A 25,946-nucleotide genomic window follows, 5' to 3' on the forward strand; every position below is an offset into this window, starting at 1 on the left:
TTTTTGCTATAATGTTGTCAAAAAAATCTCAATATGCTTTTAAAGCGCTTTCATACCTTGTAGAAAAAAGGAATGATGGCCCTGTACTTATTTCTGAAATTGCAGAACATAAGAAAATTCCCCTGAAGTTTTTAGAAAACATTCTGCTGGAATTGAAAAAAGCGGATATCCTTGATAGTAAAAAAGGAAAAGGAGGGGGATATTTTTTCAGAGAAAATCCTGAAAATGTAAAGCTGGCGAAAATTATACGGCTGGTGAACGGACCTATTGCCATGCTGCCTTGTGTAAGTCTTAATTTTTATGAAAAATGTGAGGACTGTAATGAAGATCACTGCGGTCTGCATGACGTTTTAATCGAAGTGCGGGATGCTTCCTTACGTATTCTGGAAAGTAAAACTTTAATGGATTTGATCGACTGATTCTAATCCTTTTTTTTGATTAATTAGTCTACTTGTTTGGTAGGATAATTATTTTATCTGATATTTGCATGATTTCAAATGATAAAATATGATTTCAAAAGAAGATGCAGATACTCTGAAACAGCTTTCAGCAGAAGAGGGATTGAAATTTATCTCAGCAAAATTCTCAGAAGGCATTGTTTTCTCAACTTCACTTGGACAGGAAGACCAGGTGATTACCGATATAATATTTAAAAATCAGTTGCCTATTAAAGTTTTCACACTGGATACAGGAAGACTTTTCTATGAGCATTACGAACTGCTTTCACAGAACAATTCAAGGTATAAAATAAAAACGGAAGTTTATTTTCCGGAAAGTTCCGATGTTGAAAAATACGTGAATGAAAAAGGAATAAATGCTTTCTATCATTCGATTGAAAACAGAAAAGAATGCTGCTTCATAAGAAAAGTAAAACCTCTAAACCGTGCATTGGAAAACGCAACCGTCTGGATTACGGGACTACGTTCCGAACAATCAGAAAACCGTGAACATATGCCGATCATTGAGTGGGATGATGAAAGAAAGTTATACAAATACAATCCTTTGATCCATTGGAACTATCAGGAAGTTCTCGAATATCTTGAGAGAAATAAAGTTCAGGAACTGTCTTTACATAAAAAAGGATTCATCAGCGTTGGTTGTCAACCATGTACAAGAGCCATTGAGCCGGGCGAAAATCCCCGTGCCGGTCGTTGGTGGTGGGAAAATTCCCATAAGGAATGCGGTCTGCATACCCATTAATTCAAAATTTTAAAGAAAAAAATGAATACACATACATTAGATTATCTGGAACAGCTGGAGGCTGAAAGTATTTATATTATGAGAGAAGTAGCGGCACAGTTTGAAAAGCCGGCTTTACTTTTCAGCGGTGGAAAAGATTCCATTACATTGGTGCATTTGGCAAAAAAAGCTTTTGCTCCGATGAAAATTCCGTTTCCGTTGGTACATATCGATACGGGACATAATTTTCCTGAAGCTCTTCAATTCAGAGATTATCTGGCAGAACATATAGGTGCTGAATTGATAGTAAGAAAAGTAGAAGATACCATTAAAGCTAAAAAATTAACCGAACCTAAAGGGAAATTTGCTTCCAGAAACTGGCTGCAAACCCATACTTTATTAGATACTATTGAAGAATTTCAGTTTGATGCTTGCATTGGCGGAGCAAGAAGAGATGAAGAGAAAGCCAGGGCTAAAGAACGCTTTTTTTCGGTTCGAGATGAGTTTGGACAATGGGATCCGAAATTACAGCGTCCGGAACTGTGGAATATTTACAACGGAAGGATCAATAAAGGAGAAAATGTAAGGGTTTTTCCGATCTCAAACTGGACGGAACTTGATGTATGGAATTATATCAGAAAAGAAAATATCCAGCTTCCTTCCATTTATTTTGCCCATGACAGGGAAGTGATCGAATATGATGGTCAATTAATTGCCGCCTCAGATTTTATTCAAATTGATGAAAATGATGAAGTGATCACTAAAAAAGTACGTTACAGAACTGTAGGCGATATGACCTGTACAGCAGCGGTTGAAAGTGATGCTGAAACTTTAGAAAGTGTAATCAATGAAATTATAGCTTCCAAAATTTCCGAACGCGGTGAAACAAGAATTGATGATAAAGTGACGGAAGCAGCTATGGAAGACAGAAAGAAAGGAGGATATTTTTAATAAATGATGAGTGATAATTGAGCAACAATCATTCATCAATTATCATTAATAACTAAACTTATGGATATACTAAGATTTATAACTGCCGGAAGTGTAGACGACGGGAAAAGTACCCTTATCGGGAGACTTCTCTATGACAGCAAAAATATTTTGATTGATCAGCTTGAAGCATTGGAAAAGCAGTCAAAAAACAAAAATGAAAACGGGATAGATCTGGCGATTCTTACCGACGGATTAAGAGCGGAACGGGAACAGGGAATTACCATAGATGTAGCCTACAGATATTTCTCTACACCAAAGAGAAAATTCATTATTGCAGATGCTCCGGGACATATTCAGTATACCCGGAATATGATTACGGGAGCTTCCAATTCTCAGCTGATTGTGATTTTAATTGATGCAAGACAGGGCGTTATTGAGCAAACAAGAAGACATTCCATCATTGCTTCTCTATTAAAAATTAAAAATGTAGTCGTGGCCATCAATAAAATGGATCTGGTAGATTATGCGGAGGATGTTTTTAATAACATAAAAGCTCAGTATCATTTGGTTGCACAAAAATTAGGATTGGAAAACGTACAATATTTCCCGATTTCTGCATTTTACGGAGACAACATTGTTGAAAAATCTGAGAAAACTCCTTGGTATACGGGATCTACTTTACTTGATTTTCTTGAAACGGTAGAAGTAAAAAACTCTGAAAATACCGTTAACAGCAGATTTCAGGTGCAATATGTAATTCGTCCCCAGACTGAAGAACTCCATGATTACAGAGGGTATTCCGGAGAAGTGATTTCAGGAACGTATAAAAAAGGAGATAAAATAACCGTCCTGCCACAGAATATCGAAACGGTTATTTCAAAAATTGAAACTGGAGGGAAGGAAGTAGACGCGGTATTTACCAATCAACCTGTTGTTTTGCATATTGAAGATGATATTGATATCAGCAGAGGTGACTTTTTAGTGAAAACGGAGCAGCTTCCGAAAGTAGAAAATGAGGTAGAAGCTATTGTATGCTGGCTTGATAAAAAGGAATTAAACGAGGGCAACAAATATTTTATTCAGCATAAAAGTAAAGTACTAAAAACGATCGTAAAAGAAGTTGAATATAAAATTGATGTCAATACACTGGAGAATACACCTGTTTATTCAGGAATTAAGCTGAATGAAGTCGTTAAAGTAAAACTGAAAACTTCTTCTCCGCTGGTTTTTGATAGCTTTAGTGAAAATAATAATACAGGAAGTGCTATTCTGATTGATGAAACGAGCAATTCTACAGTGGGAGCAGTAATGATTTTATAATAATCCGATAACACAGACATAAATGGTGATTTCAAGAAAAGTTCAGCTCAGGCTTAATGTATTTTTTGTAACGGCTGCAATAGTGTTGATCGTGATTCTTTCAATGTATGAACTGGGATATTTGGATGAGCTTCTCACTGTTTTGGCAGAAGACAATTATATTTTTTACTGGATGATGCTTATTGGCTTTTTAGCCGAAATTGTAGCGGGATCCATGGGAATGGGATATGGTGTGATATGTACAACAACATTACTCTTTCTGAATATTCCGCCACATATTGTAAGTGCAAGTATTCATTCAGCGGAAAGTTTTACGACTGCGGCCGGAAGTATAAGTCATGTCAAATTAAAGAATGTAAGTAAAAGCCTGGTGAAAAAGCTGGCGATTCCGGCTGTGATCGGAGCGATTATCGGAGCACTTTGCCTGACGTACCTTGGTGAATATTACGCTAAAATTACCAAAACCCTCATTGCATTTTATACTTTATATCTGGGATTCCAGATTTTATCTAATGCTTTCAAGAAAAAACAAAGCAAAGCGCTGAAAAGAAAAACCAATCTTACCCGGCTTGGTTTAATTGGTGGCTTCATCGATTCTTTTGCTGGAGGAGGATGGGGACCTTTAGTAACCGGAACTTTAATCAAAAATTCCTTTACTCCTAGATTTGCCGTAGGAAGCTCTACGGTAGCAAAATTTATTTTAACATTAACTGCGGCAGTCACCTTCTTTTTTACGTTGGGTATCCAACACTGGAGCATCATTGCGGGACTTTTGCTCGGAGGAATTGTAACGGCTCCTTTTTCTGCCATGCTTACCGCAAAACTTCCTGTGAAAAGTATGTTTGTAGTAATCGGATTGCTGGTTATCATTATGAGTTCAATAACGATCTATAAATCTGTTTTTTAATAAAATTCGTTTCATTGTGGAAAAATAAATGAAGCGAAAAGAGGGATGACTTTGAAAATATTTTACATTTACAGTAATAAAAAACAAAGCATGAACTTACATATCGTTGCGCTTTTCAGGTTTAATGAAAACTATCTGATGGAAGCGGTTGAATTGTTTCAGACCTTAGTGAAAGAAACAAGAAAAGAAGAAGGATGCCTTCAATATGATCTTATTGAGGATAAAGACAACAAAGGCACTTTCTTCCTGGTTGAATTATGGGAAAGCGTAGAACATCATAACCGTCACAACGGACAGGACCACCTGCTGGATTTCCGAAGAGATTCTTCAAAAATGTTGGAAAGCTCTACACAGGTTTATAAAGGATTTAAGATTCTATAAATTCAGAGTCCCAAAATAAGAGTTTTAAGTTGATTTCAAATATCCGACTGATACAAAATTTAAAAGGCTGTTCACCAAAGTGAGCAGCCTTTTATTAGAAAAAATAGAAAGTATTATTTTTTAATAAATTTCGATTGAGTAACACCTCCTTTATTATCTTCTGAAACAAAGATATAAACGCCTGTTGCTAAATTAGAAATATTAAATCTGTTGTTGTTAACAGCTCCTTGAACGACAAGATTCCCTGATGCAGAGTAAACTTTGATAGATTTTACGTCTGATTTTCCTACAAATTGTAATTCATTATCTGTATTGATAGCAAAATTTGAACTATTATTGTTTGATTTTGTTTCGGATGTTCCCAAAACAGACATTACATCATAGATAACATCATCTACATATACCGCAGAATGATTTGCTGCTCCTGTAAATTTCCATGCAATATACTGTTTAGCAGAAGCAGGAACGTCCAAGGTAAATGTTTGTGGGGTTGTATTTGAAGTTGTTATGGTGATCGGAGCTCCTAATGAAGTGAAAGTAGACATATCTGTAGGGTTAGAAACTAAGCCAACTTCAAGAGTAGAATTTCCATTGGCACTTGTAGATACACCAGTTGTATATCGTAATTTTTTACTCCCATCCGGCGCTACGATTTTGGGAGCGATAAGATATGAAGTTGTACCTGCTGTATTGGCTGCATAAAACTGAATAGCACTACTTCCGTTATTTGTTGCGATGTATACATTATATGGTACGGTTGCAATTACTTTATTCCAGCCCATTTGAGGAATTGCAGAAGTTCCTGAAGTAAATGCATTAAAATTTTCGTTGATGGTTCCTACTGCAGGAGTATCATATACTACATTGTCAATCAATGTTGCGGTATGTGCAGCCGTAGGAGTAATTTTAAAAACAATATATGAAGATGAAGACGAAGGAATATTTACCGTATAATTCTGAGCAGTTACACTAGAAATTGAAATTGGATTTCCAACTGCAGTAAATGTTGTCATGTCAGCAGGATTGGATGCCAGTCCAATTTGAATTGTTGAAGTTCCTGGGGAAGTACTTACCAATCCTGAGGAAAAAGTTAATGTTTTATCTCCCGTTGGAGCTACGATTTGAGGCGTTATCAGATAAGATGGAGCAGTTCCGTTATTACCTGCATAAGACTGAACCGCTTTGTTGGTATCTGCAGTCACAATCATCATGGGTGCAGGAGGATAAGGAAGCGGATTGGTTGCCAATTGAACGGACCATCCATTTTGTGGAAAGGTAGTGTTGCCGCTAGTAAAGTTATCAAAGTTTTCATTAATTGTTGCTACTTGAGCATGAACGTTAATAGCAGTAAAAGCTAAAGCTCCTAATAGTAGTTTTAATTTCATGATGTTATTTTTATTTAGAATTATTCCACAAAAGTATATAATTATTTTTAACTATTCTAAATAAAATATTATATTTGTCAAAAATTTTTAGCTTTCATGGAGAAGAAAATACTTTCAATAGTATCATTATCCGCATTGGTTTGGGTACATGCGCAGGAAAAAGATTCTTTACATCAGAAAAAAATTGAAGAGGTTGTCATTACCGGACAATATACTCAGCAATCAATTAATAAATCGATTTATAAAGTTGAGGTAATTAATGCAGAGCAGATCAAAAATATGGCTGTTACTACGGCTGCTGAAGTTTTAAATCAGAATCTTAATATTCAAATTGTACCTGATTCTGGAGATGGCAACTCCAGTGTGAGTATTATGGGGCTTGGTGGAGCTTATACCAAAATCCTTATAGATAATATTCCTGTTGTGAATGACCGAGGAAGCGGGAATCAGACAGATCTTAGCAAGATTAATGTCAATAATATTGAACGTATTGAGGTTGTAAAGGGAGCAATGGGGGTTGAATACGGGAATAATGCTGTGACTGGGGTAATTAATATTATTACCAAAAAGAATTATACTAAAAAGGTAACAGCCAATCTTTCTCTTCAGGAAGAAACGGTAGGTAAAGACTATGATTGGTTCAAAAAAGGAAACGGAAGACATGTTCAAAATTTAAATCTGGGGTATAGAATTAATGATAACTGGACTGTAACTGCGGATATTAATCATAATGATTTTCAGGGGTATAAAGGGAAGTATAACGGGTATAAATATTTTACCGAATCAAATGACGGTTTGAGAGGTTACGAATGGCTTCCGAAAGATCTGCTTACAACGAATGCAGCAATAAGATATGCTAAAAACAATACAACTTTGTTTTATAAAATTAATTATTTGAAAGAAGATATTAATTACCGTAATCAAGTTGTACAGGATTTTCCTTTAGGAGGTGGTGAGAGAACTTATATTGCCAACGATAAAGATTATTTTACGAATAGATGGATTCATCAATTTAATATTCAGACAAAATTGGGAAGAATCAACTACATGGGAGATTTTTCTTATCAGACACAAAAAAGAGAAAGTCAGGATTATAGATATGATGTTCCCAATAGAACTGAAATTTCAAGAGCCTCTAAAAATACGTATTACGATTCTAAGGTTTTGTATTCGAGAGGGATGTTTAGTAATTTCTTAAACAGCGAAAAGTTCAATTTTCAATTAGGGTACGAGCTAGACAGAACAAGTGGTTTTGCAACAGGTTCTACGGTTGCTTATAATCCTCAGGAAATCAACAATGTTAATAGAGCCATTTTCAGTTATGCCAATTTTATTTCGGCAGAATGGAAGGTTACGGATGATCTGTCATTAAGACCGGGGTATCGTCTTGCTTTAAGTGACAGATTTGATTCTCAAATGAATTATTCCCTAACAGCAAGGTACAGTACTTCTGAAAAATCAGATTTACGTGCTGTTTTTGGTTCATCCAATAGATTTCCTACTTATGAAGAGTTGTACACGTATGTGGTAGATGCTAATCATGATATCAGAGGAAATGAAAATCTAAAACCTGAAACAGGGTATTCATTAGGTTTATTCTGGGATTACAAACTGGCCAATGCTAATGCTTGGAAATTTGATGTAAGTCTTTCAGGAATGTATCTTGATGTACAGGACAGGATAGAGAATGTAGTTGTCAGCAACAGTCCTTTAAAATACACCTATTTAAATATCAATAAATATAACTCTTTATTATTTGGGGGAGGTTTTACAGCAAAACGAAATAATTTTTCTTTAAATGCCGGGGTTTCTGTGATGGGGATTTCTCAGGAGCTTATTTCGGGTAATGTGACCTCGCCGGATGATTATAACTTCTATGCTGAAGCTAATTTAGCAGTAAACTATACACTTCCTAAAACCAATACCTTATTTGCGTTATATTATAAATATACTGGGACAAGTAAACAGTTTACATTAGAAGAAAACGGAAATATAGCGGCAGAACCGGTTTATATTCTTGGTGAAGTAGGAAGTTTCAATATGTTAAACTTCACAATTTCTCAGCCTTTCTTTAACAATCATTTTGAAGTAGCTGCAGGTATTAAAAACATTTTTAATGTTGGAACAATTAGAAATACTGTAATTCAGGGGAATGCACATACCGCTGCTGCAGGAGATCAAAACCTTTTCTATGGTAGAAGCTATTTTGCCAGACTTAATTATAATTTTTAAAATACTGAAAATGAAAAAAATATTAATGGGATTATTGTTGGGGACAGCTTTGATTTCTCAGTCATGTATCAGCGATAATGAAGATCCAATTGAAGTTTCACCCATAGATGGGGCTTTAGTAAATGTGAGTGTAGGTGGGGCAACACAACCTAATCAGGTTTGGTTTGACCTTAGTGAAAATAAAAGAGTCTTGACTAAAAGAACGGACTGGGATCTTGCTTTCTATTCAGGAAATGAATTTAAAGTTATAATGAACTCTTCTATCCAGATGGCTGCAGCTAAAATTCCGAATGCTACTAATATTGATGCGGTTACTGCGGCAAGTGTGGCTTCTCTGCAAACAGAAGTTCAGGTGGCTAATTTTAATCCTTCCAATGAAATTTATATTGATGATGTGAAAGGAAACTTCCCTTCAGGATATACAGCAATAGGAGAAGTAAAAGCTTTGGATACGGATAATGGAATTTACCTTCTCAATATGGGTAAAGATATCTATCAGGGGAATGTAGCTGTAGGATCTGTCACGTATAGTGGGGATGCAAGAGGCTGGATGAAAATTCAGGTTACGAGATCAGGAGAAGGGTATAAAATAAAGTATGCGGCACTTGATGATACTTCGCACAAGGAAATTACCGTTACAAAAAATACTTCTTACAATTATAATTTTGTAAGCCTCAAAAATAATAAAGAAGTTTTTATTCAGCCTCAGAAAAAGAAATGGGATCTGTGTTTCACAGTATTTACAAACACGATTACAGGAGCGGGAAGCTATGTTTATGCAGATTTTATCAACAATAATAATGTAGGTGGAGTAGGTGCTTATGAAGTAAAAGTAACGGCTCCTGAAACTGGAGTTAATGCTTACAATAATTTTAAAGCTTCAGATATTGACCCGACTAAATTTGTTTACAATGACCATAGAGTAATCGGATCTAACTGGAGAGGAACAGCTAGTGCTCTGGAAGTGTATGGTGATCGTTTTTATGTAATTAAAGATTCAGACGGATATTACTTTAAGTTACGATTTACCAGACTTACCAAAGCAAATACAGACGATCAGGGAGTTGCAGGTGAGAGAGGTTTTCCTTCTTTCGAATATAAGCCTTTATAAAAATAATCAAATAATAGTATATCATGAAAAAATTCATTTTGGCAGCATCTGTTCTTGTTGCAGTATATTCTTGTAAAAAAGAAACCCAGAAGCCAACTGAAAATACGACAGAAGTTTCATCGGAGACACCAAAATCAAATAATAAAATTGTAACGCTCAACGGTGGAATTACAGAAATTGTAGCTGCTTTAGGTCATGAAAAAGAAATTGTAGGAACAGACGTTACGAGTACCTATCCGGAATCTTTGAAAGCTACGGCTAAAGATTTAGGTCACATGAGATCAATGACGATTGAGCCGATCATGGCGGTTTCCCCGACATTGATTTTAGCTTCTGATAAAGATATCAACCCTGAATTAATGGGAAAAATTAAGTCTTCAGGAATCAAAACTGAGGTGTTCAAGCAAGAATTTACAGTTGACGGAACTAAAAAATTAATTGCTGAGGTTGCAAAAGCTATTGGAAACACAGACTATCAGAAGCTTAATGATAAAATAGATGCTGATTTAAAACAGGTTCAGCCTATCGCTAAAAAGCCGAAAGTTTTATTCATCTATGCAAGAGGAAATATGCTGATGGTTTCAGGTAAAAATACACCCATGGCTGCATTGATTGATCTTGCAGGTGGTGAAAATGCCGTGAATGACTTTGAAGATTTCAAACCACTAACTCCGGAAGCAGTGGTAAAAGCAAATCCTGATGTATTATTCTTCTTTACAAGCGGATTACAGGGAGCAGGAGGAAATGAAGGCGCTCTTAAAATGCCGGGTGTGTCTCAGACCAATGCAGGAAAAAATAAAAAGATTATTGCAATGGACGGTGGCTTGGTTTCAAGCTTTGGACCGAGATTAGGGGAAGCTGCTGTAGGATTAAACAAACTTTTAATTGAAAACACAAAGTAAACTATACTTTTACATTACAATAAGTGCCATACTGCTTATTATTATAGCGGTATGGTCACTTAATACCGGGGTTTACGACTTTGGTGATAAATCTGCATTTGAAGTGTTGGGAAAAGTAATCAAAGGAGATCCGGGTTTATCATTAAGTGATAAATATGTAGTTTGGGACGTAAGAGCTGCCAGAATTATCATGGCGATTCTCATCGGAAGTATGCTTGCCGTTTCCGGAACAGGATTACAGGGATTATTTAAAAATCCTCTGGCAACAGGAGATTTAATAGGACTGACATCGGGAGCAACATTACTTGCCGCCATTGCCATTGTTTTAGGAGGGCATTTCAAGCAGTTTCTTCCTGAAGCCGTACAATTTTCATTGGTAGGTATTTCTGCTTTCATCGGTTCTTTTTTATCAATGTTGTTGGTTTACAGAATTTCCACGAGCGGAGGAAAAACAAATGTGGTCATGATGCTGTTGACCGGAGTTGCCATTACGGCGATCGGTTTTTCCATTACAGGTTTTTTGATCTATATTTCAAAAGACGACCAGTTGAGAGATTTAACATTTTGGAATTTAGGAAGTCTGGCTGCCGCAACCTGGACAAAGAATATTATTCTGACAGTAGTTTTGGTCATTTCCTATATTATTTTATTACCAAAAGGAAAAGCATTGAATGCAATGATGTTAGGGGAAAAAGATGCACAGCATTTAGGAGTGAATGTTGAACGCTTAAAAAAACAGATTATCATTATCACTGCATTAATGGTAGGAAGTTGTGTTGCATTTTCAGGAACAATTGGTTTTGTAGGTCTTATTGTACCCTATATTTTAAGGCTTTTATTCAAATCAAATTATGCGTTCATTTTGCCCTTATCAGCAATTTGCGGAAGTATTTTACTGTTGACAGCAGATACATTCAGCAGAAGCATTGTGGAACCTTCAGAATTACCGATCGGAATTTTGACAGCCTTAATGGGAGGCCCTATTTTCATTACTATTTTAATTAAATTCAAAAAATCACTGTAATGATAAAGGTACATCAGATAAGCTATAAACATAAAGAATTCCATATTCTGGATGGTGTTGATGTTCATTTGGAATACGGTGAATTTTTAGCTATTGTAGGTCCGAACGGAGCCGGGAAATCCAGTTTACTAAGTGTTTTGGCGAATGAAGTAAAATCAAAACATCAGATTTTATTTAAAGATAAAAATATCAGTAATTGGAAGGTGCAAGAACTTTCTAAACATAAAGCGAAATTTTCTCAACACAACAGCAACGATATTCCGCTTGATGTAAAAGATGTCGTCATGATGGGACGTTACCCGTATTTTGATGCACAACCAGGACAGGAAGACCATGAGGCTATGAACAATATGATGTACGAAACCGATGTATTTCACTTAAAAGACAGGGAGTATAATACTTTATCAGGCGGTGAAAAACAACGGGTACATCTTTCCAGAGTAATGGCACAGCTACAGAACGATATTGCCCACAAACTTGTTTTTTTGGATGAACCATTAAACAACTTAGATATTAAACATCAATATAAAGCATTGGAAATCATTAAAAACTTTACAAAAAAGGCAAACTCTGCCATTGTAGTTCTTCATGATCTGAATCTGGCGGCACAGTTCGCAGATAAAATTTTATTGATGAAATCAGGAAAAGTTTCTGCATACGGAACACCAACAGAGGTTTTTACCGCTGAGAATATCAGCAAAGCCTATAACTTTCCCTGTACCATTTGCGACCATCCAATCACAAATAACCCCATGATTATTTTTGGATAATATGGAAAAAGAAGACCTAAAAATATTGGCTCAGCATCTTGCCAATCCCCAAGGAGAAAAAGGGATTGAAATCGGTGAGATGATGAATGCTACCAACATCGGAATGACGCTGGAAAGCATTAAAACACTTTTAATAGAAGACGCTGAAACAATACTTGAAATCGGTCATGGCAATGCAGCCCACGTTAAAAGTATTTTAAACAAAGCCAGGAATGTAAAATACACAGGAATCGATATTTCTGAAACCATGCATTATGAGGCTCAGAGACTGAATGAAGAATATAAGAGTCAGGCTGACTTTGTGTTGTATGAAGGGGAAAAGTTACCTTTTGAAGACCAAAGTTTTGATAAAATATTTACGGTAAACACAGTGTATTTCTGGGAACAACCGGTTGAATATTTAAATGAAATCTACAGGGTGCTGAAAGACAACGGAACCTTTGTTTTGACTTTCGGACAAAGAGATTTCATGGAGAAGCTGCCTTTTACTCAATTCAATTTTACATTATACAATACGGACGAAATGGAGGAAACCGTTTCTAAAAGCCATTTCAAAAGAATGAAAATCTCTGAAAAAGAAGAAGAGGTAAAAAGTAAAACAGGAAACGAAACAATAACAAGAAATTATACAGTTTTAACCATAAAAAAATAAAATAATGAGCACATTAGTAAATGATCTTAAGGAAAAATGGGAAGCATTAAAAGCTGAAAATCCACATATAAGAATCAGAAATGCAGCTACAGAACTTGGAGTAAGCGAAGCTGAATTATTGGTAACCAATGTAGGAGAAAGAGTAACGGTTTTGAGGCCGGAATTTAAAGAAATCCTGACTGAAGTTGAACAATTAGGAAAAGTGATGGCTCTTACCCGTAATGAAGAGTGTGTTCACGAAAGAAAAGGAACTTATCTGAACGGGGATTTCAGTAGCCCGCACGCACAACTTTTTGTGGGGGAGGATATCGATTTGAGAATTTTCTTAAACCATTGGAAATTGGCTTTCGCAGTGGTGGAAGGAGACCGAAAAAGTCTACAATTCTTTGGTAAAGACGGATTGGCTTTACACAAGATTTATTTGACAAAAGACAATAATGAAGGAGCTTTTGATGCTATTGTTGCAAAATTTAAAGCAGAAGATCAGACTTCAACATTCGAATTTGAAACGGTGGCTCCAAAAGCTGAAGAAAAAACAGATGCTGAGATTGATATAGAAGGTTTTCAAAAAGCCTGGACAGAGTTGAAGGATACCCACGATTTCTTCATGATGACAAGAAAATTCGGAGTAAGCAGAACTCAGGCGTTAAGATTGGCGCCAGAAGGATTTACTAAAAAAATCGACAATGCAAAAGTGGTAAATGTGCTTGAAGATGCTTCGGAAAAACAATTGCCAATCATGGTATTTGTAGGAAACAGAGGAATCATCCAAATCCATACGGGAACGGTTAAGAAAACACTTTGGCACCAACAGTGGTTCAATGTAATGGATCCTGATTTTAATTTACACCTTGACGTTACAAAAATTGCTGAAGCGTGGATTGTAAAGAAACCAACGGAAGATGGAGAAGTAACGGCTATTGAAGTATTTAATAAAGAAGGAGACTTTATCGTTCAGTTCTTTGGGAAAAGAAAACCAGGGATTCCCGAATTGCAAGAGTGGAAAGACCTTGTGGCAGACCTTGAAAAATAAATAGTTAGATCATTTTTGTGAAGCCGTTTTGTTGTTTGCAGGGCGGCTTTTTTCTTAAGTACAAACCTAAAATTGTAATTCTAAAACCGCAAAAACTGTAAATTTGTTTAGCATACAGTTTGTCATTCTGACGAAGGAAAAATCTCAGCTTAAGTTATAGAGATTCTTCATTTCACTTCTGAACTTCGTTCGTAAACCTTCAGTTTATATACAGAATGACAATCCGCAATTCAATTGCTGAGCGAAACACCTTTGCGAACGTAAAATATTAAGTTAAAATTAAAAGTAAACATTGTGTACTTTGCGTTAAATTAAAATTATAAAAATGAAACATATTTTCATCACGATATTTCTTATTACTTTTGGCTCATTGAATGCTCAAAACTTTAAACCTTATCAGTTTTATGATAAAAAAGGAAAAGAAATCAAGGCTGAAAAATTAGTAAAAAAGCTGGCTGATTATGATGTGGTTTTCTTTGGTGAAAATCATAATAATTCGATCAATCATTGGCTTCAACTGAAAATTACGGAAGCTTTGTATACTCAGAAAAACGGTCAGTTGATTTTGGGAGCAGAAATGTTTGAAAGAGATGATCAATCTCAGTTAGATAAATATCTAAACGGGAAGTTTGATGCTAAAACCTTAAAAGATTCCGCACGTTTATGGAATAATTTCACAACAGATTACAAACCTTTGGTTGATTTTGCGAAAGAGAAAAAGCTGAGCTTTATTGCAACAAATATCCCTAGAAGATATACCTCTCAAACGTCAAAAGAAGGACTGGAATCTTTGAATAATTTATCCGAAAAAGAAAAAACATACATTGCTCAATTACCAATAACAGTAACGTTGGACACACCCGGTTATCCTGAAATGAAATCGATGATGGGAGATCATGCCGACGGAACAAAAGTGATGAATTTTATTTCTGCTCAGGCCATAAAAGACGCTACAATGGCGGAATCTATTCTGAAAAATAGTCAGGCGGGAAAAACTTTTATCCATTACAATGGAAATTACCACAGTAAAGAATTTGGAGGGATTTACTGGTACATCAAACAGAAAAATCCTAATCTGAAAATAGCGGTAATATCAGTTTTTGAATCCGAAAATCAGGAGTTGAAAGTTCCTGAAAAAGATTATATCCCAACAGATTTCAATCTGGTTATTCCGAGTGATATGACGAAAACGTATTGAGAAAGAGCCAAGTAACAAGTAAAAAGAACCAGGTTTGAAAAGTAGAGAAATCATTAATTGTAAAATTATCAATAGGAGCGGGCTTTAGCCCGTTTTTATATGCCAAAAAATCAAATGGTTTTAACCAAAACGTAGCTGCGGATTAATTATATTTGTAAAACATCCTTTAAAAAATGAAAAAACTACCTTTTCTCCTTATACTTTTCATGGGTTTAATCCATGCTCAGAAACTAACTTCTACTGAGATCTCAATTATTAATCAGGGAGATATCAATTCAGCATTACCGATTTATCAGACGACGGATGAGCATCAGCATAAAACTTTGTTAAGTCTTTCCACAGAAATTGATCCGTTGGATAAAAACACGGCAATTTTAGTCAAAAGAATGAAAGAATCTTTACTTTCAACGGATGGAGGAGTAGGAATTGCAGCACCACAGGTGGGAATAAATAGAAAAATTATCTGGGTTCAGCGTTTTGATAAACAAGGCGAACCTCTGGAATATTTCATCAATCCTATGATTGTTTGGAGATCGGAACTGCAGAATCTTGGTCCGGAAGGCGACTTGTCCATTCCTGATTTCAGAGACCAGTTTTACAGAAGCAAAGTGATCCAATTGGAATATGTTGATTTAAAAGGTCAAAAATATTCAGAAATTGTAGAAGGCTTTACTGCGGTAATTTTCCAGCACGAAATCGACCATCTTTTCGGAATTTTAATTTCAGATAAAAAAGAAAAAGAGAAAAACGATTCTTATAAAAAAGTGGATGCCTTCAAGAAAAGTGATTCTGTGACAAGATAGATTTAGTTTAGATTATTCTTCTGTTTATTATTAATATCTTCAACCATTTTAATAATTTCTAGGAAGTCATCTTCTTTTTTAAAAGCTTTTATCTTTTCAATAACTTCAGGGTAATCTTTGAACAGAATATAGAGATTTTCTTTTGCCTTTTCATATTTCTTTTCTTTCATTCTTATCATATAAGGGTAAGCATATAACTTTTTATCAGGATCACTGGAATCCTGAAAAACAAAATTCGGATAATCTTCTGCGACTCTTGCGATCGCATTATAACCTCTTATAGAAGTAAAATAAATATTGAATTTTCCTTCAGAAATGACTTCTCCAAAGGTTTCCGTAATTTTTGTCGGACTTCCAACTAAAGCATAATTTTCGGCATAGGCAGAGAAATTGTATAAAGGGACAAATTTCATGTTTTCCGAAGAAAAGCTTACAATATCATAAGGTGTATACTTTACAGGTTTTTCTTTTTCGGCTGTTCTGAAACTTAATTTATCATTCTGACTCGGGTACCATTTGATCTGCCCGCTGAGTTCGGACTGATCCTTGAGTGTTATCTTTCCATCGGTAAACTCTGTGGCAAAAGCATACTTTTGGGCATAAGAAAAAATTGTACTTACAACTAAAATTAGACTGAAGATTTGTTTCATGATATTGGTGTTGTTTGAAATCCAAAAATATTAAATTATTTCGGTGTTGAAGCATTAATATCTCCTGATTTAAACGCTATAAATTAACTGAGAAATTATAGTGAACAATAGATTATAATGGTAATAATCAGGATTGTTTTCACTTTGATATCACAATTAATTTTCGACAGTATTTATCTTTGTCATAAACATATTTTGTATTTAATGAGCTTTCTGATGAAGGTATTTCTTTAAGATCGTATCGAATGAGGTCAAATAAAACTTTGACTTTATTATTCCAATCTTTAGCAATATAACTTTTTTGCAAATTGTATTGACGTGGAAAAGAAACACTAAAGGTTTTCGGAATATCATTTTCCATTTCATAGATTTTTACACCATGATGATACATAGTATGCATTTTTTTGTCAATTATTATTTTACCATTATCTAAAATTGTAGGAAAGGAACTTGAAAAATATGCGATCTTATTTTTTGTATTAAAAAGAATATAATTATCAATTTCGAAAGTCTTTACATTAAAAATAAAATAGTTTTCGATTTTAGCAACAATCGTAATCTTTGTTCTTTCGTCACAAAATGGAACTGAAATTACTTTATCATCCTGTAATACTTTTGAATTAATACAATGTTCTGTAATTTGACCTTTAAATTGTAAATTAAATTCTTTCCAAAGCGTATTTTGATCGGGTGAATTTATTTTGGGAATGATAATGCTGTCTTTTTTTATATGATTAAATAAAATATTGTTAACCAATTGAACATTCATTCTAAGATTTCCTACAATAGTCATATCGAAATCTTCACAATTAAATTCATAAGGATTGGAGACATAATCCTGTGCTTTTGAAAAGGAATTTATAATTACTAATAGAAATGTTAACCATTTAGCCATTACTCTATTGAAATCTCAATTAAAACTTTAAATTCCTGGATTTAATTTCATTTTCGAGCTCTCTGCTGTCCGTTTTATTTTTGATTAAAAAGAATACAAAGACTAATGGAAAAAGAGTGAAAAAAGTAAAGCCATTTTTTACAGCTCCATATATTGAAATTCCTATTAGAAATCCAATAAGGACGGCATTGATAATAAGTTGTGTTTTTAAATTTTTCCTTTTGTCTAATAACTCCTGATCACTGTATTTTGCAAATTTTTCTTCTTTCATTATCTGATGTTTTAATGTTGTCTGATGATTCTATAAAATTAATTATTTTCCTCAGAAGAGCTCTTAAAAAACAAAAAAATCCGCTTCAAAAGAAACAGATTTTAGATTATACTTAAAGAAAATTATTCTTAATTGTTTGTTACCGATAACTTCACTTCAATATTATTTCTTGTGGCATTCGAATAAGGGCATATTTCGTGGGCTTTTTCCGTTAAAGCCTGTGCTTCTTCAATCGAAACTCCGGGAATATTCACATCCAGTTCAACGGCTAATCCGAAACCTCCGTTTTCTAATTGTCCGATGCTTACTAATGCTGTAACGGTTGTTTCTCCGGTTCTTGTTTTTGATAAGCTAATGACTCTGTTCAAAGCACTGTCGAAACACGCTGAATATCCTGCTGCAAAAAGCATTTCAGGATTGGTAAAATCATCGTTTGCACCACCTAAAGCTTTTGGCATTCTTACTTCTAAATCAAGAATTCCGTTTTCACTTTTTACCTGACCGTTTCTGCCTCCTTTTGCGGTAACTTTTGTTGTATATAAGGTTTTCATTTATTTTTCTATTTTGTTTAATATTTTTTGGACACTTTCTTTCAGCGCTATCCAGTCTTCTTTCGTGACATCTATTTTGCTGTGAATCTTTTCGGGAATCTCACATGCCTTTTGCTGAAGAGCCTTCCCTGATTCTGTGATGAATACTTCAACCACTCTTTCATCTTCTTTTTTCCTTTTTCGCTGGATAAATCCTTTGGCTTCCAATCTTTTTAAAAGAGGAGTCAATGTACCGCTGTCTAAATACAGTTTTTCTCCAATGCTGTTCACGGCAAGACCATCATTTTCCCACAACACCATCATGACAAGATATTGCGGATAGGTAATGTCGAGCTCGTCAAGAAACGGACGGTAAAGTCCTGTAATCTCCTTTGCAATTACATAAAGTGGGAAGCAAATTTGATTTTTTAATTGTAAAGATTCTGAATTTTTCATACGATAGAAAAATGAAAATTGATGGTTGTTATTTTTTAATGATGAATTCCTGCATCGGAACACGAACTTTCTTCATAGAAGCCAGCCAGTCTTTTTCTTCGTCTCTGTAACCAAGATAAAGCAAACTTACACTTTTTAGCCCTAATTCTTTTAGCCCCAGAATTTCATCAACGATCTCATTACTGAAACCTTCTGCAGGCGTACTGTCGATTTTCAGTTCTGCTGCCTGAGCTAAAGCAAACCCTAATGCAATATAAGTCTGTCTTGCTGTGTGGGCAAAGTGTTCTTCAGGAGTCTGCGCCCCATAAATTTCTTTAATTTTATCCGTATAACTGCCAAAACGTCCTCTTGGCAATTCTCTTACATCGGTGTGATAATCATAAACTTTGTCGATTTTTTCGTCAGAATAACTGTCCCAGGCTGCAAATACCAAAACATGGGAAGAGTCTCTCATTACTTCAGGATTCAAAGCACCCTGAACCATTTTTTCTTTTAATTCCTGGTTTTCCACTACGATAACACGGAACGGCTGTAAACCTGATGAAGTAGGAGCTAATCTTGCTGCCTCTAAAATAGTATTTAAATCTTTTTCTGAAACTTTTTTAGTCGGATCATATGCTTTTACGGCATGTCTCCATTCTAAATCTTGTATTAATGACATCTTGTTTTATTTTAAAAATTATTGTTTACTGATATTATTATGCAAATATATAGCCAATTAAATTGTACACAATTTAATTTATTAAAATTTAACATTTGAAAAAATCTATAATTATTATTAATGGAAATTTAAGTTACTGATTTTTAATTTGGTAAATAAAAAAAAACTGTATCAGATAGATGCAGATTGACGTCTATTTTTTAATTAGATCACTTTTAAGAATGATATTTTTAATTTCAGTTTCGAAATAATAGTATAAACTGCTGTCTTCATTCATCTGATTTTCCAGAATAATAATACTGACATCACTTTCAGGAATATAAATATTAAGAGAAGCAAAGCCGTCTCCCAATCCCGTATGACCGAAATACTGAATATTCTGATCCTTTACAATTCTGATATTATAGCCATATCCCATTTTTTCTTTTCCGAAAACATCATGTTGCGACATTGCGGAGGGAGTAGTCATCACCTGATACATTTTAGAGCTTAAAATTTTTCCTTTATGAAGGTTGCCGTTCCAGATGGATAGATCTTTTGCAGTTGTTATTACCCCGTCTGCAGGCAGATTTTCATTGTTGATAAAAGACTCCTGAACCGGAGTGAAAATATTATTTTCTACCATATGTCCGGAAACAAGATTTCTCCGGTTTTCTTTAGAATAGCAGAAAGTATTTTTCATTCCTAATTGCCGGAACAGTTTATTGGCTAATTCCGTATAAGTTTTATGAGAAACGTTTTCAATAATTTTCCCCAGGAGAATATTAGACAGGTTGCCATATTTAAAATCGGATCCAGGTTTGAATAACAAAGGTTTTTCAAGATCTGAAATTCCATGGGTATGATTTAATAATTGATGAACTGTCACGAAATCTGCCCATGTTTGGGTGAGGTTTGGCAAATACTTTTTGATTGGCGATTGTAAATCAATTTTTCTCTGTTCGACTTGTTTTAATAATAAAACGGCTGTGATTTGTTTGGTGTTTGACATAATTTCAAACTGATCATCAGGTTGTAAAGGAATTTTGGTATTTACATTTTGAAAACCATAAGCTTTTGAATATTGCGTCTTCCCGTTTTTTGTGATCAGAATGACACCGTTGAATGTTCTGGGAGTTTTGGTTGTTATTAAGCTGTCAATTTTACGGATATATTTAGTCTGAGCAGACGAAAATGAAAACAGAAAAATTACTAATAGTGGAAATAATCTGAACTTTTGTGACATGGGGTAGTGTTATTTTGAACCTCAAAAATAAAATTAAAAATCAAATTAGATGATATAAAATAATCTGAATTCCGCAAGAATCGGATTTTTTGAGAACCGCTGTTTTTGAAACTTTGCATTAGTATTTTAAACGATAAACAATGCAAAGATTTACAAACAAATCTGCCTTAATCACAGGCGGAACAAACGGGATGGGATTCGCAACGGCACAACAATTGATCAGGGAAGGCGGAACGGCGATTATTACAGGAAGGAGCGAGGAAACCGTTAACAAGGCATTAAAAGAATTAGGGAAAAATGCTTTCGGAATTGTTTCCGATGTCGGAAATATAAGTGACTTAATGAATCTCCGAAATGAAGTCAAAAAATACACGGAGAATATTGATTTGGTGTTTGCCAATGCAGGTTACGGAAGATTTTCACCGATCGAAAATGTGGACGAAAATCATTTTGATGAATTGTTCAATATGTTGGTAAAAGGTTCTTTTTTCACGGTTCAGCAGATGTTACCGTTGATGAAAAAAGGAAGTTCTGTGATTTTCAATACCTCCGTTGCTACTGAAATTGCGATGCCCAATTTTTCAGTTTATTCTGCGGCAAAATCAGCGGTACAGTCTTTTATCAAAACATTTGCAACGGAATTGACAGAAAGAGGAATCCGGGTAAATGGAATAAGCGCAGGTCACATCAAAACGAATATTTTTAACAATACCGGTCTAAATTCAGAACAAATTGAAGAGGCGGTCAAAAATATTATTCCTACTATACCTTTTAAAAGACAAGGAGAAGCATCAGAAATTGCAAATGCGGTACTTTTCCTGGCATCGGAAGAGGCTTCATATATTCATGGCGCGGAACTGAAAGTGGATGCGGGGATTTCTGTGATAAGATAATAATAAAAAATCTCCTATGTTTACAATATTAAAACATAGGAGATATTTATTTTACTAATAAAAGATTATTTATAATTTAATTCCGCCTCAAAAACATCCGTAAAATGTTTCCTGATTTTAGCTTTAATGTCTTCCATTTCTTCGGGAGTCAAATCTCTTTCAAGTTCTCTTTTTAAAGAAGTGACTTGCTTATCTTTGATTCCACAAGGAATGATGTATTCAAAATAACGCATATCCGTATTCACATTCAAGGCAAAACCATGTAAAGTTACCCAGCGTGAAGCTTTTACACCCATCGCACAGATTTTTCTGGCATATGGTTTTCCGACATCCAGCCAGACTCCCGTTTCTCCTGGTGAGCGTTCTCCTTTTAAACCATATTCTGCAATGGTTCTGATGATCACTTCTTCAAGATTTCGCATGTATTTATGAATATCCGTAAAGAAATTTTCAAGGTCTAAAATCGGGTAGCCCACAATTTGCCCGTATCCATGATACGTAATATCTCCGCCACGGTTTACTTTTACGAAAGTGGCGTCGATTTCCTTTAACTGATCCATTCCGGCCAGCATATTTTCTTCATGTCCGCTTTTTCCCAATGTATAGACATGTGGATGTTCAACTAAAAGAAAATGGTTGGGAGTTGTGCTATGTTCTTCTGCAGGTAAGTCGCGATTCTTTATTTTCGTATCAATAATATCTTTCATCAGTTTTTCCTGATAATCCCAAGCGGGTTGATATTCTTTTATGCCTAAATCTTCGAATTCTACTACTTTATTCTGAATTGTGTTCATACCATTTTTTGAATACACAAATTTAGTGATTTTTATGCTTGTATGGAATGGACAAAATCTATGGTATTTATTCTTGAATCTCTATTTTGTAAAGCTTAATCAGACAGTTTTCAGGATTTGCCTTCTTACTCTTGACAACGTTTCTCTCGACATCCCAAGATAAGAGGCAATCATATGCAGAGGAACTCTGTTGAGCAAATCAGGATGATTTTTAATAAAATGTAAATATTTATCTTCGGGAGTACTGCTGATATTCACCAGCAGCCTGTTATTGATTTCCATTGTTTTTTTTGTTAAAAGTTCCTCAATAAAGATACTGAGTGTAGGAATCTCTTCCCGAAGCTGATGGAAATCATTAAGATTAAATATGAAAATCTCTGAAGGTTCCAGAGTTTCAATATTCAGTTTTGAAGGCGTATTAGTATAGAAACTTTCAGGATCTGTAGTCCAGGACATTTCATTGACAAACTGCAGAATATGCTCACTTCCGTCTTCGGAAATAGAATAATTCCTGAGTAGACCTTTGGCAACAAAAATTTTTAAGTTACAGATATCTCCCTGCCTGCAAATCATTTCCTTACGTGGAAGCGTGATTAATTTACTTTTTTCTACAATTAAATTAAACTTTTCATCCGTTAGATCAGGAAGAACCTTCTGGAAATATTTTTTAAAGATTTCTGACATTTTTAAATAGAAATTATGTTTAAAATTACTCCTTTTTAATGAAACTGTGGTGAAATTGTGTCAAATGACCTATTTTTAAGAATACACTAAAGCTACATTTGTACTAGAAATTTTTAACACAATACATATAATATGAAAGTTTTTGTAACAGGAGCTTCAGGATTTGTAGGCTCTGCAGTCGTAAAAGAATTAATAGCAAACGGACATCAGGTAACAGGATTGGCCCGCTCAGAGGAATCTGCGAAATTTATTTCAGAAGCCGGAGCAGAAGTTCTGATGGGAGATTTGGAAAGTTTTGATATTCTACAGAAAGGAGCGAGAGAAGCAGACGGGGTTATTCACACTGCTTTTATTCATGATTTTTCGGATTACCAAAGTAACGCGCTTAAAGATGAAAAAGCTATCGAAGCCATGGGAGAGGTCCTCAAAGGAACGGATAAGCCTATTGTTGTTACAGGAGGAACACTGGGGTTACCGCTTATTAATGGAAAAATCACTGAAGACAGCAAAGCACCTGCGGAATCGGTCCGGTTTTCTGAAAAAGCTTTTGTGAGTTTGACGGAAGCAGGTGTTAATGCATCTATTGTACGTCTTTCCCCAAGCGTTTATGGGAATTCTGAACATGGTTTCAAAGGAGGTTTTGGCGTGATACTGGCAGAACTGGCAAAAACTAAAGGAACAGCAGCTTATATAGAAGATAGAAATAATGTTTGGCCTACAATTCATCGTCTGGATGCTGCGAAATTGTTTCGTTTAGCGCTCGAGAAAGGAGAAAAAGGAGCAAGATACAATGCTGTTAACAATGATAAGCAGTTATCCATGAAAGAATTTGCAGAATATATAGGTGAAAAGCTAAATATTCCGGTACAATCTTTTTCTAAAGAAGAAGCCTCACAATATTTTACCTGGATGACATATTTTGTACAGGAAAATTGTCCGGCAACAAGTTTGCAAACCCAGGAAAAACTGGGTTGGAAACCTTCCGAGAAAAGCTTTTTTGAGGAATTAGAAAAGTATTTCTTTTAAAAGATAAACAGTCTTATTTCTCAGGGAATAAGACTGCTTTTTTTTAGTTCTTTATATTTTTGATGAAGCTCTGCGCTTTGTCTTTCCAATGTTGATTTTCTAAAAGGATTTTCACAAAAGCTGTTCCGATGATTCCTCCGTCTGCTTTTTCGGTTACGCTTTCAAAATCTTTTTTTGATTTAATTCCAAAACCGATCATGACAGGATTTTTTAAGGGGAGAGAAGCCAGTCGCGAAAGATATTCTTCATTACTCAAAACGGTATTTTCATTTCCGGTGGTTGAGGAAGAGCTTACGGCATATAAAAATCCGGAACTTAAAGAATCCAGATAGAGAATTCTTTCGTCTGAAGTTTCCGGGGTCACCAGAAATGTGAAATTGAGATGGTGTCTTTCTAAAATTTCTTGATAATTTTTCTCAAATTCAATAGGAGGCAAGTCAGGAATAATTAGCCCTGAAACTCCACTTTCAGAACATTCTCTACAGAAGTTTTCAAATCCAAAACTTAAAGCCGGATTGATATAACCCATTAAAATAATCGGAATTTTTATTTCGTCTTTAATGGATTTTAATTGAGAAAATAATTTTTCAATATTCATTCCGTTTTTCAACGCCAGTTCATGAGCCTGAGAAATGATCGGCCCATCTGCAACAGGATCTGAATAAGGCATTCCGATTTCGATCATATCTGCTCCGGAATCCTGAATAGTTTTTATAATATCAGCAGTGTCTTCCAATTGTGGAATGCCTGCGGTAAAGTATATATTTAGTTTTTTCATTTTTTAGAAGTTAGAGGTTAGAAGTTAGAAGTCAGCAGTGAGAAGAATGAATATTGGTTTAAGGTTATTTACCTTTTCATTTGCTTTAAATACGTTTCCATATCTTTATCGCCTCGACCACTCAAACAAACCACAACAACATCATTTTCTTTAAACTGTTTTTTATCTAAAACAGCCAATGCGTGAGCGCTTTCCAGTGCGGGAATAATACCTTCCAGTTTTGTCAGTTCAAATGCAGATTGTAAGGCTTCATCATCATTAATACTAAAAAACTCGGCTCTTTTTTCTTTAAATAAATTGGCGTGAAAAGGCCCGATTCCGGGATAATCCAAACCTGCTGAAATAGAGTGGGGTTCGATGACTTGGCCATCTTCTGTCTGCATCACCAAGCTTTTACTGCCGTGTAAAACACCCAAAGTCCCTAAAAAAGTTGTTGCTGCTGATTTTCCTGAATCTACACCAAAACCTCCAGCTTCTGCTGCAATGATTTTTACACTTTCTTCCTCTACAAAATGATAGAAAGTCCCTGCTGCATTACTTCCGCCACCCACGCAGGCAATGATATAATTAGGATTTTGTCTTCCTGTCTGTTCAAAAAGCTGTTCTTTAATTTCTTTTGAAATAATACTCTGAAAACGGGCAACCAGATCGGGAAAAGGGTGTGGACCGACCACGCTTCCAATCACATAATGTGTTGTTGACGGATTATTGATCCAGTCTCTTAAAGCTTCATTTACAGCATCTTTTAATGTTTTTGAACCTGAAGTTGCGGCTATTACTTCCGCTCCCAGCATTTTCATTCTTGCCACATTCGGGGCTTGTCTCTGAATGTCGATTTCTCCCATATAAACAATACATTCAAGGCCTAACAAAGCACAGGCTGTAGCAGTAGCCACTCCATGTTGCCCGGCTCCGGTTTCCGCAATGATTCTGTTTTTACCCAGACGTTTTGCCAGTAAAACCTGTCCCAAGGCGTTATTGATCTTGTGAGCTCCGGTGTGATTCAGATCTTCTCTTTTTAAGTAGATCTGAGTATGGTATTTCTGACTTAAATTTTTAGCGAAATATAAAGGAGTAGCCCGCCCGACATAGTTTTTTAATAAATCCTGATATTCCTTTTGAAAATCTTCCGATTCAATGATTTTAAGATAGTTTTTCTGTAATTCTTCCACATTAGGATAAAGCATTTCCGGGATGAAAGCTCCGCCAAATTCTCCATAATATCCGTTTTCATCGGGGTTTTTATAATTCAT

29 protein-coding genes are annotated in these 25,946 nt (G+C 35.1%); 17 read left to right on the forward strand and 12 right to left on the reverse strand.

The genetic code is table 11. The features are described from left to right. The first annotated feature begins 11 nt into the window (after positions 1-11). The 6 genes from CLV73_RS00680 (at position 12) to CLV73_RS00705 (ending at position 4,720) form a co-directional block, all read left to right on the forward strand. Entirely contained in the window at positions 12-419 is a 408-nt protein-coding gene (locus CLV73_RS00680) for an RrF2 family transcriptional regulator (RefSeq protein WP_100374983.1), read from the forward strand. An 88-nt stretch (positions 420-507) separates the two neighbouring features. Further along, positions 508-1,200 carry a phosphoadenylyl-sulfate reductase gene (locus CLV73_RS00685; protein WP_100374984.1) on the forward strand — a complete coding sequence of 231 codons (693 nt, stop codon included), beginning with the start codon at positions 508-510 and terminating at the stop codon, positions 1,198-1,200. Between the two features lie 21 nt (positions 1,201-1,221). Then, positions 1,222-2,130 (forward strand): sulfate adenylyltransferase subunit CysD, encoded by a 909-nt coding sequence (cysD, locus tag CLV73_RS00690; RefSeq protein ID WP_100374985.1) that lies wholly within the window; start codon positions 1,222-1,224, stop codon positions 2,128-2,130. A gap of 60 nt (positions 2,131-2,190) precedes the next feature. Next, entirely contained in the window at positions 2,191-3,432 is a 1,242-nt protein-coding gene (locus CLV73_RS00695) for a sulfate adenylyltransferase subunit 1 (RefSeq protein WP_100374986.1), read from the forward strand. Between the two features lie 22 nt (positions 3,433-3,454). Beyond that, a complete protein-coding gene (locus tag CLV73_RS00700; RefSeq protein WP_100374987.1) occupies positions 3,455-4,339 on the forward strand; it encodes a sulfite exporter TauE/SafE family protein in 885 nt (294 codons plus the stop codon). A gap of 90 nt (positions 4,340-4,429) precedes the next feature. Further along, a complete protein-coding gene (locus CLV73_RS00705) occupies positions 4,430-4,720 on the forward strand; it encodes a putative quinol monooxygenase (RefSeq protein ID WP_100374988.1) in 291 nt (96 codons plus the stop codon). 113 nt (positions 4,721-4,833) lie between these two features. Here the strand turns inward: CLV73_RS00705 and CLV73_RS00710 are convergent, their stop codons facing one another. Then, entirely contained in the window at positions 4,834-6,105 is a 1,272-nt protein-coding gene (locus CLV73_RS00710) for a T9SS-dependent choice-of-anchor J family protein (RefSeq protein ID WP_100374989.1), read from the reverse strand. Between the two features lie 96 nt (positions 6,106-6,201). Here CLV73_RS00710 and CLV73_RS00715 point away from each other — a divergent pair, with 96 nt between their 5' ends. The 9 genes from CLV73_RS00715 to def all read left to right on the forward strand — a co-directional run bounded on the left by CLV73_RS00715 (position 6,202) and on the right by def (position 15,830). Further along, entirely contained in the window at positions 6,202-8,337 is a 2,136-nt protein-coding gene (locus tag CLV73_RS00715; protein ID WP_100374990.1) for a TonB-dependent receptor plug domain-containing protein, read from the forward strand. Positions 8,338-8,347: 10 nt separating this feature from the next. Beyond that, the gene (locus CLV73_RS00720) at positions 8,348-9,448 is read left to right on the forward strand and encodes an HmuY family protein (protein WP_228424137.1); all 1,101 of its coding nucleotides are present in this window, start codon (positions 8,348-8,350) and stop codon (positions 9,446-9,448) included. A 23-nt stretch (positions 9,449-9,471) separates the two neighbouring features. After that, complete coding sequence (locus CLV73_RS00725) at positions 9,472-10,350, forward strand: heme/hemin ABC transporter substrate-binding protein (protein WP_100374991.1); 879 nt, start codon at positions 9,472-9,474, stop codon at positions 10,348-10,350. Then, entirely contained in the window at positions 10,334-11,374 is a 1,041-nt protein-coding gene (locus CLV73_RS00730) for a FecCD family ABC transporter permease (protein WP_100374992.1), read from the forward strand. The genes CLV73_RS00725 and CLV73_RS00730 overlap by 17 nt, the downstream gene beginning before the upstream one ends. Continuing rightward, the gene (locus CLV73_RS00735; protein ID WP_100374993.1) at positions 11,374-12,144 is read left to right on the forward strand and encodes a heme ABC transporter ATP-binding protein; all 771 of its coding nucleotides are present in this window, start codon (positions 11,374-11,376) and stop codon (positions 12,142-12,144) included. Before CLV73_RS00730 ends, CLV73_RS00735 begins: the two co-directional genes overlap by 1 nt. Position 12,145: 1 nt before the next feature. Further along, entirely contained in the window at positions 12,146-12,796 is a 651-nt protein-coding gene (locus tag CLV73_RS00740) for a class I SAM-dependent methyltransferase (protein ID WP_100374994.1), read from the forward strand. Positions 12,797-12,800: 4 nt separating this feature from the next. Next, positions 12,801-13,829, forward strand: coding sequence for a hemin-degrading factor (locus CLV73_RS00745; protein WP_100374995.1), 1,029 nt, complete (start codon positions 12,801-12,803; stop codon positions 13,827-13,829). A gap of 325 nt (positions 13,830-14,154) precedes the next feature. Then, on the forward strand, positions 14,155-15,027 hold the full coding sequence (locus tag CLV73_RS00750; protein WP_100374996.1) for a ChaN family lipoprotein: 873 nt from the start codon (positions 14,155-14,157) through the stop codon (positions 15,025-15,027). A gap of 173 nt (positions 15,028-15,200) precedes the next feature. Beyond that, on the forward strand, positions 15,201-15,830 hold the full coding sequence (gene def, locus CLV73_RS00755; RefSeq protein WP_100374997.1) for a peptide deformylase: 630 nt from the start codon (positions 15,201-15,203) through the stop codon (positions 15,828-15,830). Positions 15,831-15,832: 2 nt separating this feature from the next. Here def and CLV73_RS00760 read toward each other — a convergent pair whose 3' ends face one another. The 7 genes from CLV73_RS00760 to CLV73_RS00790 all read right to left on the reverse strand — a co-directional run bounded on the left by CLV73_RS00760 (position 15,833) and on the right by CLV73_RS00790 (position 20,518). Next, on the reverse strand, positions 15,833-16,480 hold the full coding sequence (locus CLV73_RS00760; protein WP_100374998.1) for a hypothetical protein: 648 nt from the start codon (positions 16,478-16,480) through the stop codon (positions 15,833-15,835). A gap of 139 nt (positions 16,481-16,619) precedes the next feature. After that, complete coding sequence (locus CLV73_RS00765; RefSeq protein WP_100374999.1) at positions 16,620-17,375, reverse strand: hypothetical protein; 756 nt, start codon at positions 17,373-17,375, stop codon at positions 16,620-16,622. Between the two features lie 19 nt (positions 17,376-17,394). Next, complete coding sequence (locus CLV73_RS00770; protein ID WP_100375000.1) at positions 17,395-17,646, reverse strand: hypothetical protein; 252 nt, start codon at positions 17,644-17,646, stop codon at positions 17,395-17,397. Positions 17,647-17,774: 128 nt separating this feature from the next. Next, entirely contained in the window at positions 17,775-18,197 is a 423-nt protein-coding gene (locus CLV73_RS00775) for an organic hydroperoxide resistance protein (RefSeq protein WP_100375001.1), read from the reverse strand. After that, positions 18,198-18,632 carry a MarR family winged helix-turn-helix transcriptional regulator gene (locus CLV73_RS00780; RefSeq protein WP_100375002.1) on the reverse strand — a complete coding sequence of 145 codons (435 nt, stop codon included), beginning with the start codon at positions 18,630-18,632 and terminating at the stop codon, positions 18,198-18,200. 28 nt (positions 18,633-18,660) lie between these two features. Then, the gene (locus tag CLV73_RS00785; RefSeq protein ID WP_100375003.1) at positions 18,661-19,293 is read right to left on the reverse strand and encodes an NAD(P)H-dependent oxidoreductase; all 633 of its coding nucleotides are present in this window, start codon (positions 19,291-19,293) and stop codon (positions 18,661-18,663) included. A 193-nt stretch (positions 19,294-19,486) separates the two neighbouring features. Beyond that, positions 19,487-20,518, reverse strand: a complete 1,032-nt coding sequence (locus CLV73_RS00790) for a serine hydrolase domain-containing protein (protein ID WP_100375004.1) — start codon at positions 20,516-20,518, stop codon at positions 19,487-19,489. 140 nt (positions 20,519-20,658) lie between these two features. On the opposite strand from CLV73_RS00790, the gene CLV73_RS00795 reads away from it, so the two are divergent. Next, the gene (locus tag CLV73_RS00795) at positions 20,659-21,411 is read left to right on the forward strand and encodes an SDR family oxidoreductase (protein ID WP_100375005.1); all 753 of its coding nucleotides are present in this window, start codon (positions 20,659-20,661) and stop codon (positions 21,409-21,411) included. Between the two features lie 65 nt (positions 21,412-21,476). Here CLV73_RS00795 and lipB read toward each other — a convergent pair whose 3' ends face one another. Further along, positions 21,477-22,205 carry a lipoyl(octanoyl) transferase LipB gene (gene lipB / locus CLV73_RS00800; RefSeq protein WP_100375006.1) on the reverse strand — a complete coding sequence of 243 codons (729 nt, stop codon included), beginning with the start codon at positions 22,203-22,205 and terminating at the stop codon, positions 21,477-21,479. Positions 22,206-22,304: 99 nt separating this feature from the next. Further along, positions 22,305-22,889 (reverse strand): Crp/Fnr family transcriptional regulator, encoded by a 585-nt coding sequence (locus CLV73_RS00805; RefSeq protein WP_100375007.1) that lies wholly within the window; start codon positions 22,887-22,889, stop codon positions 22,305-22,307. Positions 22,890-23,021: 132 nt separating this feature from the next. On the opposite strand from CLV73_RS00805, the gene CLV73_RS00810 reads away from it, so the two are divergent. Beyond that, positions 23,022-23,915 carry an SDR family oxidoreductase gene (locus CLV73_RS00810; RefSeq protein ID WP_100375008.1) on the forward strand — a complete coding sequence of 298 codons (894 nt, stop codon included), beginning with the start codon at positions 23,022-23,024 and terminating at the stop codon, positions 23,913-23,915. Positions 23,916-23,958: 43 nt separating this feature from the next. On the opposite strand, the gene trpA is transcribed toward CLV73_RS00810, so the two are convergent. Both trpA and trpB read right to left on the reverse strand, forming a co-directional pair. Next, the gene (trpA, locus tag CLV73_RS00815; protein WP_100375009.1) at positions 23,959-24,693 is read right to left on the reverse strand and encodes a tryptophan synthase subunit alpha; all 735 of its coding nucleotides are present in this window, start codon (positions 24,691-24,693) and stop codon (positions 23,959-23,961) included. 68 nt (positions 24,694-24,761) lie between these two features. Continuing rightward, on the reverse strand, positions 24,762-25,946 hold the full coding sequence (gene trpB, locus CLV73_RS00820) for a tryptophan synthase subunit beta (protein WP_100375010.1): 1,185 nt from the start codon (positions 25,944-25,946) through the stop codon (positions 24,762-24,764).

The sequence above is a fragment of the Chryseobacterium geocarposphaerae genome, assembly GCF_002797535.1.
In the GTDB taxonomy this organism is placed as follows: domain Bacteria; phylum Bacteroidota; class Bacteroidia; order Flavobacteriales; family Weeksellaceae; genus Chryseobacterium; species Chryseobacterium geocarposphaerae.